Raw genomic sequence first — 14,838 nt, 5'->3', positions numbered from 1 at the left:
GGCTCAGTCCGGCATGCCCGCAGCCTTCGCGAAGTCGTAGGCCCGCTCGATCAGCGGCGTGACCCGCTCGCTCATCGACTTGGCATGTGCTGACGAGGCAGTGCCGTCGATCACGCGCTTCTTGATGCCCTGCATGATCCCTGCGAGCCGGAACAGGTTGTAGCCGAAGTACCAGTCCATCGGCGGCACGGGATAACCGGTCCGCGCGACATAGCGGTCGACCGCTTCCTGCATCGTCGGGATACCCAGATCTTCCAGGTCGAGGCTGGCGAGACCGGCTCGCCCATCGCTCTCGTTCTTCCAGTTGAGCATCAGGTAGCTGAAGTCGGCAATCGGATCGCCGAGCGTCGAGAGCTCCCAGTCGAGCACCGCGATCACGCGGTTCTCGGTCTTGTGGAAGATCATGTTGTCGAGGCGGTAGTCGCCATGCACGACCGAGCTTTCATGCTGCGGCGGGATGGTCTCCGGCAGCCATTCGATGAGGCGCTCCATCTTCGGCTGGTGCTCGGTTTCCGACAGTTTGTACTGCTTGGTCCAGCGGCTGATCTGGCGCGCGCAATAATCGTCCGGCTTGCCGAAATCGCCGAGACCGATCTCGTTCGGCTTCTTCAGGTGAAGATCGGCCATGGTATCGATCATCGAATTGTAGATTTCGCGCCGGTCCTCTTTCGAGACGCCGGGCAGCGCGCCGTTCCACAAGCTTCGTCCATCGGCCATGCTCATGACGAAGAACTTGGAGCCGATGACCTCCGGATCTTCGCACAGCCCGTAGGTGCGCGGGACCGGGAAGCCGGTCGGATAAAGGCCGGTCATCGCCTTATATTCGCGGTCCACCGCATGCGCGCTCGGCAACAGCTTGCCGAAGGGCTGGCGGCGCAGGACGTAGGACGCGCCCGGCGTGTCGATCCGGTAGGTCGGGTTCGACTGGCCACCCTTGAACTTCGAATAGCTGATCGGGCCTTCATAGCCGTCGACATTGGCCTCGAACCAGGCGGTAAGGCTGTCCAGGTCCAGCTGGTCGGCTTCCGGCACTTCGATCGTGCCGACCATTTCCTTGTCGAAATCCATCGGTTGCTCGCTTGCCATCAGTCGAACACCACCACGCTGCGGGCCGAGTGACCGTCACGCATCTTGTCGAAGCCCTTGTTGATGTCTTCGAGCGGGATCCGCTCGGCGATGATCGTGTCGAGATCGAGCAGGCCGCGCATGTAGAAGTCGACCAGGCGCGGGAGGTCCACCGGGAAGTGGTTCTCACCCATGATCGCGCCCTGCAGCTTCTTGCCCGAAAGCAGGTCCATCGCACCCAGCCCGACCTTGCAGTCGAGCGGCATCATCCCGAGGATGATCGCGGTGCCGCCACGGCGCAGCGAAGCCACGGCGAGGTCGGCTGAAGCCTGCCGCCCGACGGCCTCGATGCCGTAATGGACGCCGCCGCCCGAGATCTCGATGATCTGCTTGGCAGCATCTTCGGCCAGCGCGTCGACGGTATGCGTTGCGCCGAGCACCTTGGCGAGCTCGCGCTTCTCCGGCAGCGGATCGGCCGCGATGACCTTGCCGGCGCCGGCGATCTTCGCCGCGTTGATCGCCGCGAGGCCGACGCCGCCGCAACCGACGACGAGAACCGTTTCGCCCGGAACCACGGCAGCCGCATTGAAGATCGTCCCGGCACCCGTCGTCACCGCGCAGCCGATCACGGCGGCACGGTCGAGCGGCATGTCCTTGTCGATCGCGACGCAGGCATGTTCGTGGATCAGCATCTGCTCGCTGAAGGCCGAGAGGTTCAGCATCTGGTTGACCGGCGAGCCGTCCGCCCGGCGGATGCGCGGGGTGGAATCGGGCGCACGGCGGGTGTCGCCGCCGAGGCACAGGGCCATGCGGCCGGTCACGCAGAACTCGCAGTGGCCGCAGAAGGCGCTGAGGCAGGATACGACGTGGTCGCCCGGCTTCACCGTCTTCACCTCGCTGCCGACCGCCCGCACGACGCCTGCCGCCTCGTGGCCCGGGATCGCCGGGAGCGGGTGCGGGTAGGCGCCGTCGATGAAGTGCAGATCGGAGTGACACAGGCCGCAGGCCTTGGTGTCGATCAGCACTTCATGCGGAGCGGGATCGGCAATCTCGACCTCGCCGATGACGAGGCCCTGGCCGGGCTGTTCGAGGATTGCTGCCTTTGCCATTAGCGCGTCACCGCCAGGTCACCGGAGGTGAAGTCCTGCGTCATCGGCGCCGGACCCTTGCCGTCGCGCAGGGCATTCGCAGTCGGGCCCTGGTTGGGCGAGTGCTTGGCGAATTCCATGCGCGCGATCGAGCGTGCGTGCACCTCGTCCGGACCGTCGGCGAGGCGCAGCGTACGCTGGTGTGCGTAGGCGCTGGCGAGGCCGTAGTCTTCCGAAACGCCGCCGCCGCCATGGGCCTGGATCGCATCGTCGATGATCCGCAGGGCCATGTTCGGCGCCTGCACCTTGATCATGGCGATTTCCTGCTTGGCAACCTTGTTGCCGACCTTGTCCATCATGTCGGCGGCCTTGAGGCAGAGCAGGCGGGTCATCTCGATGTCGATGCGGGCACGGGCAACGCGCTCTTCCCAGACCGAGTGCTTGTAGATCGGCTTGCCGAACGCCTCGCGCTCCTGCAGGCGGCGGCACATCTTGGCGAGTGCTTCCTCGGCAACGCCGATGGTGCGCATGCAGTGGTGGATACGGCCCGGGCCGAGGCGGCCCTGCGCGATCTCGAAGCCGCGGCCTTCGCCGAGCAACAGGTTGCTGACCGGAACGCGCACGTCCTTCAGCTCGACTTCCATGTGGCCGTGCGGCGCATCGTCATAGCCGAAGACCGGCAGGTGGCGCAGGATGTTCACGCCCGGCGCGTCCATCGGCACGATGACCTGCGACTGCTGGGCGTGGCGCTGGGCGCCGAAGTCGGTCTTGCCCATGACGATCGCGACCTTGCAGCGCGGATCGCCGAGGCCCGAGGACCACCATTTGCGGCCGTTGATGACGTATTCGTCGCCGTCCTTCTCGATGCGCGTCTCGATGTTCGTCGCGTCGGAGGAAGCGGTGTAGGGCTCGGTCATGAGGAAGGCCGAACGGATTTCGCCGTTCATCAGCGGGCGCAGCCACTCTTCCTTCTGCTCCAGCGTGCCGTAGCGGTGGAACACTTCCATGTTGCCGGTATCGGGGGCGGAGCAGTTGAACACCTCGCTCGACCAGCCGATGCGGCCCATTTCCTCGGCGCAAAGCGCATATTCGAGGTTGGTCAGGCCCGGGCCTTCGAACTCGAAGCTGTCGTCGACATGGCTCAGCTGGCCCTGCGGCGGCATGAACAGGTTCCAGATGCCCTGCTCCTTGGCCTTCGCTTTCATCTCTTCGATGATCGGGATCACCTTCCAGCGATCGCCCTCGACATCCTGCTGCTTGTAGACATCGTTGTTGGGGCGAATGTTCTCTTCGATGAAGTCACGCACACGGTCGCGCCAGTGGGTTTGCCGGTCGGTCAGGTCGAAGTTCATGGTGTCAGTCCTTTCTGAGTCGCGAAATTCTTAGGGTACGGTGGTCCCGCCGTCGACATCCCCGCGTGCGACGAGGTCGAGGGCGGCAAGCCTGCGTTCGTGTTCTGCCCGGTCGATCGGGAAGCGGCCGAGCCAATATGCGGTGACGAGTCCCAGCACGACGACCGCGCCGCCATAGGCGAGGATCATCGTGCCCAGAACGCCGCTGTCGACCGTCCCTGGCTGCGCATCGGTCGGCAATTGCGAGATCGCCACGATCTGGCCGGTGATGAAAATGCCGAAGCCGGTGGCGCATTTCTGGACCAGCCAGTTGCCGGAATAGAAGCTGCCTTCCGCGCGGCGGCCGGTGCGTTCCTCGAAGGCTTCGACGATTTCCGCGATCATCGAGGATGCCGAGATCATCACCACGATGCCGAACAGGTTCGCAAAGACGATGAACCCGTAGATCAGCGCGGTCGAGGCAAGGGTTCCGGCCTCGGGCCATGCGCCGGCGAGGAACAGCATGTAGGGGATCAGCGTGATGACGAGCGCGATGATGGCGCTCAATGCCGCGCTCTTCGGCTTGCCGAGGCGCTTGTGCATCGGGCCGACGATGAAGAACATCATCACCACCGAAACGCCGAGGATCAGCGGGTAGGCGGTCAGCGCCGCGCGGTCGAACTGCCACACGAAAATGTTGAGGTAGTTCGAGATGGAAAAGGTCATGCCCTGGCTGACGTAGGCGGCGAGCCCGCCGAGCGCGAAGATGACGAAGGCTTTCTCGCTGAAAGCCTCGATGATCTCCGAAAAGGCCGCCTTGAGGCTGAACGGGGCAGGCTTGGTCGCAGGCAGGTGGGCGACGACCTTATGCTGTCCGATGGCCGAGCCGAGCACCGAGATGACCATCAGGATCGCGCCGAATGTCCCGAAGGCGAGATATCCGTCCTGCTGCAACAGGCCCTCCGCCCCCGGCATGAAGACCGTATAGGCGAGGATCATCATCAGGATCCCGCCCATCCAGCCAGACAGGTAGCGATAGCGAAACAGCGTCGTGCGGTTGTCGTAGTCCGATGTTATCTCGGGCACGAGCGAGACCGACGGCACCTCGCAGGCCGACAGCAGCACCCGCACGACGACCGCTATGGCGAGCAGTCCGAGCGCACTCGGCGCTTCGCCGCCGGGCGGGGACCACAGCATTACCCAGGCAAAGGCGAGCGGGATCGGCGCGACATAGAGCCACGGCAGGCGCCGCCCCCAGCGGGTGTAGGTCCGGTCGGACAGGTATCCGAGGATCGGGTCGACCACCGCATCGACCAGCAAGGCGACGAGCAGGATCGTGCCGACGAGGCCCGCATCCATGCCCAGCACCTGGCTGTAGTACATCAGCAGGAAGAAACTGAACCCGCTGTCCTTTACTCCGAAGGCGACAGCCCCGAAGCCATGTACCAGCTTGAAGCGCTGGGGGATGGGGCCCTCGATGAAATTCACGCGGAGGCGTCTCCGGCCTTCGCGGCCTCTTCCATCGCTTCGAGCGCGGCGAACATGGTCGGCTCTTCCTCGTCCCAGCTATGGCGCGGGCCGATGGTGATCCCGCCGTCGACGATCAACGAAGTGCCGTTGACGAAGCTGCCCGCCTCGCTGGCAAGGAAGGCGCAGGCTTCGGCGATATCGCGCGGCATGCCGGGGCGTTTCACCGGCTGGGCGTTGGACGACATCTGCCGGATCGCGTCTTTCGCCGCACCCTTCATCTCGTCGGGAATCTCGAGGGTCGAGGTGAAGATGTTGGTGTTGATGAAGCCCGGCTGGATTGCGTTCACACGGATGCCGAACTGGGCGAGGTCGGCCGCAGCGGACTTCGTCAGGTGGAGCAGGCCGCCCTTCGCCACTGCGTAGACCGACGGCGAATAGCCCGGCCCGACTGCGGCGACGCTCGAGGTGTTGACGATCGAGGCGCCGGGGCGCCCCTTCATGTGCGGGACGGCATAGCGGATGCCGAAGGCGACCGAGCGCAGCAGCAGGTCCATCGTGCGGTCCCACTCGTCCGGCTCGACTTCGTGCATCGGTGCGCGCGTGCCGCCGGCACCCGCATTGTTGAACACGACGTCGATCCCGCCGGTCTCCTCGCCCGCGCGGTCCATCAGTGCCTTGATGTCCTCGCAAGAGCAGACATCGCAATGCTGGTAGCGGATCGAACCGTCCGATGCGTCGGCGAGGGCCTGTCCGGCCTTGTCGTCGATATCGGCCGCGTAGACGATCGCGCCTTCGCTTGCGAACAGCTTCGCTGCCTCTTCTCCGATGCCCGATGCGGCACCCGTGATAACCACCGTTTTGCCAGAGAATCGCATACCTGGCCTCTCCCTTTGTTTTGACCTTAGCTTAGGCGCGCAAGACCTCCCGTCAACGCGCGACGAGATGACGCTACGGCATGCTGGACAGGGGCGAAGCCGCTTGCAGTCTTGCCCCGAATCCCCTTAACGTAAGCGTCAACAGGCGAACCATACGCCATTTTCGAAAATGAGAGGAGTTCCCATGTCCGATCTCGATACCTTCCGCATGGAAACGCGCGAATGGCTGGAGGCGAATTGCCCGGCCGAAATGCGCGAACCGGTGCGTGACGAGGACGATGTTTACTGGGGTGGCCGCAACGCGACCTTCAAGAACGACGCGCAGAAAGCGTGGTTCGAAGCGGCGGTCGAAAAGGGCTACACCGTGCCCGCATGGCCGAAGGAATATGGCGGTGCCGGCCTCTCGCCTGCGGAAGCCAAGGTGCTGCGCGAGGAAATGGCGCGCATCGGTGCCCGTCCGCCGCTATCGAGCTTCGGTATCTGGATGCTCGGTCCGGCGCTGCTGCACTTCGGCACGGAAGGCCAGAAGAAGCGCTTCCTCAATGAGATCGCGCGCGGCGAAATCCGCTGGTGCCAGGGCTATTCGGAGCCTGGTTCGGGTTCGGACCTCGTGTCCTTGCAGACCTTCGGCGAGGACAAGGGCGATCACTGGGTCGTCAACGGCCAGAAGATCTGGACCTCCTACGCCGACAAGGCCGACTGGATTTTCTGCCTCGTCCGCACGGACAAGGAGAACAAGTACCAGGGCATCACCTTCATGCTCTACGACATGGCGAGCGAAGGCGTGTCGACCAAGCCGATCCTGCTGATCAGCGGCAGCTCGCCTTTCTGCGAGACCTTCTTCGACGATGTTAAGGTGCCCAAGAGCTATGGCGAGGACGTTCCGGCCTATGTCGGCGAAGTCAATCGCGGCTGGGACGTGGCCAAGTACCTGCTCGGCCACGAGCGCGAGATGATTTCGGGCGCCGACGGCGGCAACACCGGCACGATCGGCGCCGCGATGAGCCGCAGCGCGGACGAAATCGATCCGGTGCTTCGCGCAGAACTCGCGATGTTCGACGTCGATGCGCTGGCCTATGGCGCGATGGGCGAGAAGTTCCTCGACGAAATCAAGGTCGGCAAGGCGCATCCCGCCCAGCCGAACATGATGAAATACGCCGGTACCGAGCTCAACAAGCGCCGCCACGAGCTGATGATGAGTGCAGGCGGTTCGCGCAATCTCGAATGGGAAAGCGACGAAACGAGCGGCGGCAAGCCCTCGCGCAACTGGCTGCGGACCAAGGCCAACTCGATCGAGGGCGGCACCAGCGAGGTCATGCTCAACGTAATCTCGAAGCGCATCCTCGACCTGCCGGGCGCTTGATCCGACACGAATTCGCGACGGCCCGGTCCGTGCCGGGTCTTCGCCATACTCTCATGCGATAGACAGATTTCCGGCACAACGCAGGACAGCGGGCCGGACAAGGGAATGGGGACAGGCATGCCACTCTACCACGACGAAGATCAGGCGATGCTCGCCGAAACTGCCAGCCAGTTCATGGCCGAGGAAGGCAGCATCCAGAAACAGCTACGCCACTGGCGCGATCGCGACTGCAAGGACGGCTTCGGCCACGGCCTGTGGGAGCAGATGGCCGAACTCGGCTTCACCGGCATCCTCATCGATGAAGACAACGGCGGGCTCGGCATGGGCCATGTCGAGGCCGGCATCGTGCTCGAGGAAATCGGGCGCAATCTCACGCCGTCGCCCTTCCTGACGACTTCGGTCCTCGCCGCGACCGCGCTCGGCAATGGCAGCGACGACATCAAGGGCCGCTACCTGCCGGGCATCGTCGAGGGCAAGGCGGTCTACGCCGTCGCGATCGACGAAGGCGCAAAGCACAATCCCTCGCGCATCAAGACCAGGGCGGAAAAGTCGGGCAACGGCTTCAAGCTTTCCGGCCAGAAGGATTTCGTGATCCACGGCGCGAGCGCGGACATGCTGGTGGTCGCCGCGCGCACTTCCGGTGCGGACGATGACGAAGACGGCATCACCCTTTTCGCAGTCCCCAAGGATGCGGCAGGCATGAGCCACGACGCGGTGCGCCTCGTCGACAGCTCGATGGCGACGCATACCAAGTTCGACGGCGTCGAGCTCGATGGTGATGCAGTGATCGGCGAAGTCGATGGCGGGCGCGAGATCCTCAACAAGGTTCTCAATGCTGGCCGTATCGGTGCCGCTGCCGAGGGCGTCGGCGTCGCTCGCGGCGCGATGGACATGACGGTCGACTACATCAAGCAGCGCAAGCAGTTCGGCAAGCTGATCGGCGAATTCCAGGCGCTGCAGCACCGTGCATCGCATCTCTATTCCGAAGTCGAGATCGCCCGCGCGGTCGTCATCAAGGCGCAGCAGCTGCTCGATGGCGACAGCGAAAAGGCCGAACTGATGATTTCCGCCGCCAAGGCCAAGGTCGCCAAGGCCGCCGGTCTTGCCGTGCGCGAAGGCGTGCAGATGCACGGCGGTATCGGCATGACCGACGAATACGACATCGGCCTCTACATGAAGCGCGACCGCGCGCTGCAGGAATTCCTGGGCGATGTGTATTATCACGCCAACCGCGTCGCGACGCTGAGCGGCTACTGAGGGTTTCGGTCCGGCTCGCCGGACAGCAAGGCCGACCGGCCGCCGGCCGGAAGGCCGCCCCTCGGAGGCAGTCGGCCCCGCCGACTTGCCGGGAGAGAAAAGGAACTGACCTATGATGAAATTGAATGAACTCTTCGGTCTCGAGGGCCGGATCGCACTCGTCACCGGCGGCTCGCGCGGCATCGGCAAGATGATCGTCGAAGGCCTGCTCGAAGCGGGCTGCGAGCGAGTCTACATCGTCGCGCGCAAGAAGGAGCAGGTCGACGAGACTGCCGAAGAACTGGGCGACAAAGTCATCGGCCTGGTCGGCGACCTGTCGAACATTGACGGCATCCAGCAGCTCGCCGACGAGCTCGAAAGCCGCGAAGACCGTCTCGACCTGCTGGTGAACAATGCAGGTGCTGCATGGGGCGAACCGTTCGAGGAATTCACCGAAGCGGGCTGGGACCGCACGATGGACCTCAATGTGAAGACCCCGTTCTTCCTCACCCAGAAGCTGCACGGCCTGCTCAAGGCCGCGGCGACCGAGGAACGTCCGGCGAAGGTCCTGATGATCGCCTCGATCGACGGGATGAAGTCGAACCCGTGGCCGACCTATCCCTACCAGGCGTCGAAGGCCGGCCTCATCCACCTCACGCGCCGCATGGCTGCCGAGCTGGTGAAGGACAATATCATCGTCAACGGCATCGGCCCGGGCGCTTTCCCGAGCGCGATGAACCGCGCCGCGCGCGACAATGCCGACATGGTGAAACGCGGCATCCCCTCGGGCCGCGTCGGCGTGACCGAGGACATGGCGGCAGGCGCGATCTACCTGCTCAGCCGCGCGGGCGACTATGTCGTGGGGACGACGATCGCAATCGACGGCGGCGTGGTGAACGCCAATATCGACGCGGGCAATTTCGTGGACCCGTCGGGCCACTGATCGCTGCGCAGTTATGCGAATTCGAGAGGCCGGGGCGAAAGCTCCGGCCTTTCGTTATGTCAGCTGGTCAGTTCGCGCACGAAGGGGATAAGCCCCGTCTGGCGCGTGCGGCGCATGCGTTCGGCGTGTAGAATTTCGCGCACCTTCACGAAGCACTGGTCGACGTCGTCGTTGATGACGACGTAGTCGTATTCCGCCCAGTGGCTGATCTCGCCGCGCGCGCGGTCCATGCGGCGGTCGATGACATCTGCGCTGTCCTGTGCACGACCTTCGAGGCGACTGCGCAGCTCGTCGAGGCTCGGCGGCAGGATGAAGACCGTGACGACGTCCTGGTCGTCCTTCTGCTTGAGCTGCTGCGTGCCCTGCCAGTCGATGTCGAAGAGGAAGTCCTGCCCTTCCTTCAGGCCCTTGCGGATATAGCCTTTGGGCGTGCCGTACTTTTTGCCGAAAACCTCGGCCCACTCGTAGAAATCGTCCTCTTCGACCATCCGGTCGAACTGGGCGTCGGTCACGAAGTGGTAGTCGACCCCGTCGATCTCGCCCGGGCGCTTGGGGCGGGTCGTCACGGATACCGACAGCTTGATCTCTTCATCGGCCGTCAGCAGCATGTGCGAGATCGTCGTCTTGCCCGCGCCCGAAGGCGAGGAAAGGATGAACATCAGGCCGCGGCGGGCGAGCTTGTCGGTATTGTGGTGAGCCATATGCGCCTTTGCCCGCATGGGCGGCGCGGAATCAAGGGGCGTGTTGCCCTATTCCCCGTCGGCCTGGTCGAGCAGCTGCTGGTCGCCCTGGCGCTTGGCCGCACGGCGCTTCTGGCTGCGGTCGAACAGAATCTTCACGACCGATCCCCCGCCGACGAGCAATGCGCCGGGCAGCGAGCGCGTCGCGACCTTGGCGAGGACGAAGGAAACCGCCGTCTGGCCGAGGGTCTTGTTTGCAACGATCTCGCGCGCGGTGTTCTTGCCGTAGCGCCCGCGCAGCATGGTTCGTTCGACGACGTCTCGCACAACGTAGGAGCCCGCGCGCATGACCATGTCGGCGAGCAGCAGGTTGGTCGCAGGATCCGTGCTCGGTCCGGCGACTTCCTCGCTCTTGTCGGGCGTTTTCAGGTTTTTAGCGCGCTTCGCCATCCGTCCTTCCATCAGGCCGGCAGGTGCTGGCCTATTTCTTGCGGCCGAAGTCGACCGTCACGACATTGCTGCCGTCCTCGCCTTCGACAACGGGCGTCGCGCCGCCCTGTTCCCCCGACTTGCCGGAGCCGTCGTTCTCGGCATCCTCATGCGCTTCGGGCGCCATGTCGGCGACACTCGCCTGGAATTGCAGGCCGAAATCGACTGCCGGATCGACGAATGCCGTGATCGCGGAGAAGGGCACGTTGAGCTTTGCAGGCACCTGGTTGAAGCTGAGGCCGACCGAAAATCCGTCTTCGCGAACGTTCAGATCCCAGAACTTGTTCTGCAGGACGATGGTCATCTCGTCCGGGAAGCGTTCGCGCAGGCTGTCCGGGATATCGACCCCCGGTGCACCGGTCTTGAAAGTGATGTAGAAATGGTGGCTTCCGGGCAATTCGCCGCCCGACGCCTCGATTTCGCCCAGCACGCGTCCGACCACGGCGCGCAGCGCTTCCTGCACGATCTCGTCGTAGGGGATCAGGCTATCGGGCGTATCGTCGCTCATGCCCTCTAGGTGGCGAGGGTTCCGCGCTTGGTCAAGCGGTTAAGCTTGCGCCTTCCCCGCCCATGCGTATAGCGCCCAGCATCATGCGTACGGCCAGCATCAACCGCGACACGGCGGAAACCAAGATCGCGATCGAGGTGAACCTCGATGGCACCGGCAAATACGACGTTTCGACCGGGATCGGCTTCCTCGATCACATGGTCGAGCAGTTCTCGAAGCATTCGCTGATCGACGTCACCATGAAGATCGACGGCGACCTGCATGTCGACCAGCATCACACGACCGAAGACAGCGCGCTCGCGCTCGGCCAGGCGCTGGCGAAGGCGCTTGGCGACAAGGGCGGTATCGGGCGCTACGGCACGGCCTATTCGCCGATGGACGAAACACTTGCCCGCGTCGCGCTCGACATTTCGGGGCGCCCCTATCTCGTGTGGCGTGCCGGTTTCAGCCAGGAAAAGCTCGGCGAATGGGATACCGAGTTGATCGAGCACTGGTTCCACTCGGTCGCGCAGACCTGCGGCCTGACGCTGCATGTCGAGCTGCTCTACGGGACCAACAACCACCATATCTGCGAAGCGATCTACAAGGGCTTCGCGCGCGCCATGCGGCAGGCGGTCGAGACTGACCCGCGCAAGGGCGGCGCCATTCCGAGTACCAAGGGGCAGCTCGGTGGCTGAAGTCCTCGCTCTCGTCGACTACGGCGCGGGCAATCTGCATTCGGTCGAGAACGCGCTGAAGGCAGTGGGCGCGAATGTCAGCGTGACCGACGACCCGGATGTCGTGCGCGCGGCCGATCGCATCGTCCTGCCCGGCGTGGGCAGCTTCAAGGCCTGCGCCGAAGGGCTGAAGGCGGTTCCCGGCATGATTGAGGCGATGCACGAGCGGGTGTTCGTGGGCGGTGCGCCGTTCCTCGGCATTTGCGTCGGGATGCAGCTTCTCGCGACACGCGGGCTCGAGCACGGGACCACGCGCGGCCTCGACTGGATCGCGGGCGAGGTGCACCTGATCGAGCGGACCGACCCGGCCATCAAGGTGCCGCACATGGGCTGGAACGATGTCGCGCTCACCCCGCATGCGCGCGGTCATGCCGTGATCGAGGAGGGGGAGGCCTACTTCCTCCACTCCTACCACTTCGCCGCCGAACAGGGCCGCGATATCCTTGCCATGACCGACCATGGCGGCGGACTGGTCGCAGCCGTCGGGCGCGACAACATCATCGGGGTGCAATTCCATCCCGAAAAAAGCCAGGCTTACGGCCTCGCTACCCTGCAACGTTTCCTGGAGTGGATGCCGTGATCGTCTTTCCTGCCATCGACCTCAAGGGCGGCGAAGTCGTCCGCCTCGCCGAAGGGGACATGGACCGCGCGACGGTCTATGGCGACAACCCTGCCGCGCAGGCAATGATTTTCGCCCAGGCAGGCGCGGAATATCTCCACGTGGTCGATCTCGACGGAGCCTTCGCGGGCGAGAGCCGCAATCGCGAGGCGGTCGAGGCGATCCTCGCCGAATTTCCCGGCTATGTGCAGCTTGGCGGCGGTATCCGCGATGCGAAAGCTGTCGAGGGCTGGTTCAACCTCGGCGTCGCGCGCATCGTCATCGGATCGGCCGCGCTCAAGGACCCGCAATTCGTCCGCGACATGGCGCGCGAATGGGAAAACGGCATCGTCGTAGCCGTCGACGCGCGCGACGGCGTGGTCGCGACCGAAGGCTGGGCTGAGGTGTCGGACGTTCCTGTTGCCGACATGGCCCGCCGGTTCGAGGACGCGGGCGTTGCCAGCCTGCTCTTCACCGATATCGGCCGCGATGGTCTGCTCAAGGGCTGCAACATCGACGCGACGGTCGAACTCGCACGCCAGACCGACATGCCGGTGATCGCCAGCGGCGGCGTAAAGGGCCTCGACGACATCCACGTCCTCTCGCTGCACGCGCACGAGGGGATCGAAGGCGTGATTACCGGCCGCGCGCTCTACGAAGGGCGGCTCGACCTGGCGGCGGCGATTGCGATGGGCAATCGCGGATGACCGTCCGTATCCGCGTCATCCCCTGTCTCGACGTGCGCGACGGGCGCGTGGTGAAGGGTGTCAATTTCGTCGATCTCAAGGATGCGGGCGATCCGGTCGAGCAGGCGCAGGCCTATGATGCGGCCGGCGCGGACGAACTGTGTTTCCTCGATATCTCGGCGAGCCACGAAGGGCGCGGGACGCTGCTCGACATGGTTCGCCGAACGGCGGAAGTCTGCTTCATGCCGCTGACCGTCGGAGGCGGGGTGCGCAGCGTCGAGGATACGCGCGCCCTCCTGCTCGCCGGGGCGGACAAGGTCGCGGTCAACAGCGCGGCAGTCGCACGGCCCGAGCTGGTGCGCGACATCGCCGAGAAATTCGGCAGCCAGTGCATCGTCGCCTCGGTCGACGCGCGCCGGACGGGCGAGGGCAAGTGGGAAATCTTCACCCACGGTGGGCGCAAGCCGACCGGGGTCGATGCCCTCGAACATGCGATGCGCCTTGCAGACCTCGGTGCGGGCGAGTTGCTCGTTACCTCGATGGATGGCGATGGGACAAAGGCGGGCTACGATCTGGAGCTGACGCGGACGGTTGCCGATGCGGTCGGTATTCCGGTGATCGCAAGCGGTGGTGTCGGCAATTTGCAGCACCTCGTCGAAGGCGTGACCGAAGGGCATGCAAGCGCCGTCCTCGCCGCCTCGATCTTCCATTTCGGCGAGCACACGATTGCCGAGGCTCACGACGCGCTGCGAGCTGCCGGGCTACCGGCCCGCGCGGTCTGACTTCATACTACGGCCGGACGAGGTTCCAATTCGGGACGCCGCGTTTGTTGCAGTTGCGAAAATGAGTGGTTCTGCGAGCGTGATGGCATGAGGACCACTCCCGCCATCCTGCTCGCCATCTTCGCCGCCGACCCGGCTTTCGCCCGCATCGGCGCGCAAATCCCCGAGCCGAGCAACATGGCGCTTTTCGGTCTCGGCCTCGCCGGGCTGATCGTCGGCCGGTTCATTGCCCGCGGCAAGCGCAAGACCGACGAGGATTGACCCGCGCTGCCGTGCCGCGCATTGAGCGCGCATGGACACACTGGCCCGTCTCGAAAGCACCATCGCGCAGCGGCGCGGTGCCGATCCATCGACTTCCTATGTCGCCAAGCTGCATCATCGCGGCCTGCCCGTGATGGCGCGCAAGCTGGGCGAGGAAGCGGTCGAGGCGGCTGTCGCGGCGCTTTCCGGCGACGAGGACGAACTCGTCGGCGAAGCGGCAGATGTTCTGTTCCACCTGCTCGTCCTGCTATCGGGCAAGGACATTGCCCTCGAACGCGTGCTCGCCGAACTCGACCGGCGCGAAGGCGTGTCGGGGATCGAGGAAAAGGCGAGCCGCCCAGCGGAGGATTGAGATGCCGATCGACGCAACCCAGCCCTATGACGACAACAATATCTTCGCGAAGATCCTTCGCGGCGAAATCCCGTCGAACAAGGTTTACGAGGACGAATGGGCCTTCGCCTTCGAGGACATCAACCCGCAGGCGGAAATCCACACGCTTGTGATCCCCAAGGGCAAGTACGTCAGCTGGGACGATTTTTCCGCGAAGGCGCCGGCAGAGGAAATCGCCGGATTCATCCGCGCCGTCGGCCATGTCGCGCGGGAGAAGGGGCTGGTCGAACCCGGCTACCGCCTGCTTGCGAACATCGGCGGGCACGGGCACCAGGAAGTGCCGCACCTCCACGTCCATATCTTCGGCGGCCACCCGCTCGGCCCGATGTTAATGCGGCGATAATCGGCAATTTTGC

At 64.4% G+C, this 14,838-nt stretch carries 18 protein-coding genes; 10 read left to right on the top strand and 8 right to left on the bottom strand.

The window, feature by feature from the left end:
• Positions 1 to 3: 3 nt before the first annotated feature.
• Genes EO245_RS12970 through EO245_RS12950 form a run of 5 tightly spaced genes read right to left on the bottom strand, consistent with a single transcriptional unit; the run spans position 4 to position 5,829 of the window.
• The gene (locus EO245_RS12970) at positions 4 to 1,086 is read right to left on the bottom strand and encodes a phosphotransferase family protein (RefSeq protein ID WP_128893322.1); all 1,083 of its coding nucleotides are present in this window, start codon (positions 1,084 to 1,086) and stop codon (positions 4 to 6) included.
• Positions 1,086 to 2,174 carry a Zn-dependent alcohol dehydrogenase gene (locus EO245_RS12965; RefSeq protein WP_128893321.1) on the bottom strand — a complete coding sequence of 363 codons (1,089 nt, stop codon included), beginning with the start codon at positions 2,172 to 2,174 and terminating at the stop codon, positions 1,086 to 1,088. The genes EO245_RS12970 and EO245_RS12965 overlap by 1 nt, the downstream gene beginning before the upstream one ends.
• Positions 2,174 to 3,505, bottom strand: coding sequence for an acyl-CoA dehydrogenase family protein (locus tag EO245_RS12960; protein ID WP_128893320.1), 1,332 nt, complete (start codon positions 3,503 to 3,505; stop codon positions 2,174 to 2,176). The genes EO245_RS12965 and EO245_RS12960 overlap by 1 nt, the downstream gene beginning before the upstream one ends.
• Before the next feature lie 30 nt (positions 3,506 to 3,535).
• Positions 3,536 to 4,972 carry an MFS transporter gene (locus tag EO245_RS12955; RefSeq protein WP_128893319.1) on the bottom strand — a complete coding sequence of 479 codons (1,437 nt, stop codon included), beginning with the start codon at positions 4,970 to 4,972 and terminating at the stop codon, positions 3,536 to 3,538.
• Positions 4,969 to 5,829, bottom strand: a complete 861-nt coding sequence (locus tag EO245_RS12950; protein ID WP_128893318.1) for an SDR family NAD(P)-dependent oxidoreductase — start codon at positions 5,827 to 5,829, stop codon at positions 4,969 to 4,971. Before EO245_RS12950 ends, EO245_RS12955 begins: the two co-directional genes overlap by 4 nt.
• 184 nt (positions 5,830 to 6,013) lie before the next feature.
• On the opposite strand from EO245_RS12950, the gene EO245_RS12945 reads away from it, so the two are divergent.
• The 3 genes from EO245_RS12945 (at position 6,014) to EO245_RS12935 (ending at position 9,371) form a co-directional block, all read left to right on the top strand.
• Positions 6,014 to 7,192 carry an acyl-CoA dehydrogenase family protein gene (locus tag EO245_RS12945; protein WP_128893317.1) on the top strand — a complete coding sequence of 393 codons (1,179 nt, stop codon included), beginning with the start codon at positions 6,014 to 6,016 and terminating at the stop codon, positions 7,190 to 7,192.
• Between the two features lie 117 nt (positions 7,193 to 7,309).
• Complete coding sequence (locus tag EO245_RS12940) at positions 7,310 to 8,449, top strand: acyl-CoA dehydrogenase family protein (RefSeq protein WP_128893316.1); 1,140 nt, start codon at positions 7,310 to 7,312, stop codon at positions 8,447 to 8,449.
• A gap of 115 nt (positions 8,450 to 8,564) precedes the next feature.
• Positions 8,565 to 9,371: an SDR family NAD(P)-dependent oxidoreductase gene (locus EO245_RS12935; RefSeq protein ID WP_128893584.1), complete on the top strand. Its 807-nt coding sequence runs from the start codon at positions 8,565 to 8,567 to the stop codon at positions 9,369 to 9,371.
• 59 nt (positions 9,372 to 9,430) lie between these two features.
• On the opposite strand, the gene gmk is transcribed toward EO245_RS12935, so the two are convergent.
• The 3 genes from gmk to EO245_RS12920 are packed head-to-tail and all read right to left on the bottom strand — an operon-like array spanning position 9,431 to position 11,048.
• Positions 9,431 to 10,072: a guanylate kinase gene (gene gmk / locus EO245_RS12930; protein WP_128893315.1), complete on the bottom strand. Its 642-nt coding sequence runs from the start codon at positions 10,070 to 10,072 to the stop codon at positions 9,431 to 9,433.
• 48 nt (positions 10,073 to 10,120) lie between these two features.
• Positions 10,121 to 10,501 (bottom strand): hypothetical protein, encoded by a 381-nt coding sequence (locus EO245_RS12925; RefSeq protein ID WP_128893314.1) that lies wholly within the window; start codon positions 10,499 to 10,501, stop codon positions 10,121 to 10,123.
• Between the two features lie 31 nt (positions 10,502 to 10,532).
• On the bottom strand, positions 10,533 to 11,048 hold the full coding sequence (locus tag EO245_RS12920) for an SspB family protein (protein ID WP_128893313.1): 516 nt from the start codon (positions 11,046 to 11,048) through the stop codon (positions 10,533 to 10,535).
• 83 nt (positions 11,049 to 11,131) lie between these two features.
• Between EO245_RS12920 and hisB the strand changes: the two genes are divergently transcribed.
• From hisB to EO245_RS12885, 7 genes are all read left to right on the top strand, one after another.
• Complete coding sequence (gene hisB, locus EO245_RS12915; protein WP_128893583.1) at positions 11,132 to 11,725, top strand: imidazoleglycerol-phosphate dehydratase HisB; 594 nt, start codon at positions 11,132 to 11,134, stop codon at positions 11,723 to 11,725.
• Positions 11,718 to 12,344 (top strand): imidazole glycerol phosphate synthase subunit HisH, encoded by a 627-nt coding sequence (gene hisH / locus EO245_RS12910; RefSeq protein ID WP_128893312.1) that lies wholly within the window; start codon positions 11,718 to 11,720, stop codon positions 12,342 to 12,344. Before hisB ends, hisH begins: the two co-directional genes overlap by 8 nt.
• Complete coding sequence (gene hisA / locus EO245_RS12905; RefSeq protein WP_128893311.1) at positions 12,341 to 13,069, top strand: 1-(5-phosphoribosyl)-5-[(5-phosphoribosylamino)methylideneamino]imidazole-4-carboxamide isomerase; 729 nt, start codon at positions 12,341 to 12,343, stop codon at positions 13,067 to 13,069. Before hisH ends, hisA begins: the two co-directional genes overlap by 4 nt.
• Positions 13,066 to 13,830, top strand: a complete 765-nt coding sequence (gene hisF, locus EO245_RS12900) for an imidazole glycerol phosphate synthase subunit HisF (protein WP_128893310.1) — start codon at positions 13,066 to 13,068, stop codon at positions 13,828 to 13,830. The genes hisA and hisF overlap by 4 nt, the downstream gene beginning before the upstream one ends.
• An 87-nt stretch (positions 13,831 to 13,917) precedes the next feature.
• The gene (locus EO245_RS12895) at positions 13,918 to 14,091 is read left to right on the top strand and encodes a PEP-CTERM sorting domain-containing protein (protein WP_128893309.1); all 174 of its coding nucleotides are present in this window, start codon (positions 13,918 to 13,920) and stop codon (positions 14,089 to 14,091) included.
• Positions 14,092 to 14,122: 31 nt separating this feature from the next.
• Positions 14,123 to 14,443: a phosphoribosyl-ATP diphosphatase gene (locus EO245_RS12890; RefSeq protein WP_128893308.1), complete on the top strand. Its 321-nt coding sequence runs from the start codon at positions 14,123 to 14,125 to the stop codon at positions 14,441 to 14,443.
• A gap of 1 nt (position 14,444) precedes the next feature.
• The gene (locus tag EO245_RS12885; protein WP_128893307.1) at positions 14,445 to 14,825 is read left to right on the top strand and encodes a histidine triad nucleotide-binding protein; all 381 of its coding nucleotides are present in this window, start codon (positions 14,445 to 14,447) and stop codon (positions 14,823 to 14,825) included.
• Positions 14,826 to 14,838 lie beyond the last annotated feature (13 nt).

It is taken from the genome of Erythrobacter sp. HKB08, assembly GCF_004114695.1.
Taxonomy (GTDB): Bacteria; Pseudomonadota; Alphaproteobacteria; order Sphingomonadales; family Sphingomonadaceae; genus Parerythrobacter_A.
This window is presented reverse-complemented; position numbering and strand designations above follow the sequence as displayed.

What these genes read in the sequence shown, in the direction of transcription:
- EO245_RS12960 (WP_128893320.1), bottom strand. Translation starts at nt 3,505, where the DNA reads ATGAACTTCGACCTGACCGACCGGCAAACCCACTGGCGCGACCGTGTG.
- EO245_RS12890 (WP_128893308.1), top strand. Translation starts at nt 14,123, where the DNA reads ATGGACACACTGGCCCGTCTCGAAAGCACCATCGCGCAGCGGCGCGGT.
- EO245_RS12965 (WP_128893321.1), bottom strand. Translation starts at nt 2,174, where the DNA reads ATGGCAAAGGCAGCAATCCTCGAACAGCCCGGCCAGGGCCTCGTCATC.
- hisB (WP_128893583.1), top strand. Translation starts at nt 11,132, where the DNA reads ATGCGTACGGCCAGCATCAACCGCGACACGGCGGAAACCAAGATCGCG.
- hisF (WP_128893310.1), top strand. Translation starts at nt 13,066, where the DNA reads ATGACCGTCCGTATCCGCGTCATCCCCTGTCTCGACGTGCGCGACGGG.
- EO245_RS12950 (WP_128893318.1), bottom strand. Translation starts at nt 5,829, where the DNA reads ATGCGATTCTCTGGCAAAACGGTGGTTATCACGGGTGCCGCATCGGGC.
- EO245_RS12940 (WP_128893316.1), top strand. Translation starts at nt 7,310, where the DNA reads ATGCCACTCTACCACGACGAAGATCAGGCGATGCTCGCCGAAACTGCC.
- EO245_RS12970 (WP_128893322.1), bottom strand. Translation starts at nt 1,086, where the DNA reads ATGGCAAGCGAGCAACCGATGGATTTCGACAAGGAAATGGTCGGCACG.
- gmk (WP_128893315.1), bottom strand. Translation starts at nt 10,072, where the DNA reads ATGGCTCACCACAATACCGACAAGCTCGCCCGCCGCGGCCTGATGTTC.
- EO245_RS12920 (WP_128893313.1), bottom strand. Translation starts at nt 11,048, where the DNA reads ATGAGCGACGATACGCCCGATAGCCTGATCCCCTACGACGAGATCGTG.
- EO245_RS12935 (WP_128893584.1), top strand. Translation starts at nt 8,565, where the DNA reads ATGAAATTGAATGAACTCTTCGGTCTCGAGGGCCGGATCGCACTCGTC.
- EO245_RS12945 (WP_128893317.1), top strand. Translation starts at nt 6,014, where the DNA reads ATGTCCGATCTCGATACCTTCCGCATGGAAACGCGCGAATGGCTGGAG.
- EO245_RS12895 (WP_128893309.1), top strand. Translation starts at nt 13,918, where the DNA reads ATGAGGACCACTCCCGCCATCCTGCTCGCCATCTTCGCCGCCGACCCG.
- EO245_RS12885 (WP_128893307.1), top strand. Translation starts at nt 14,445, where the DNA reads ATGCCGATCGACGCAACCCAGCCCTATGACGACAACAATATCTTCGCG.
- EO245_RS12925 (WP_128893314.1), bottom strand. Translation starts at nt 10,501, where the DNA reads ATGGCGAAGCGCGCTAAAAACCTGAAAACGCCCGACAAGAGCGAGGAA.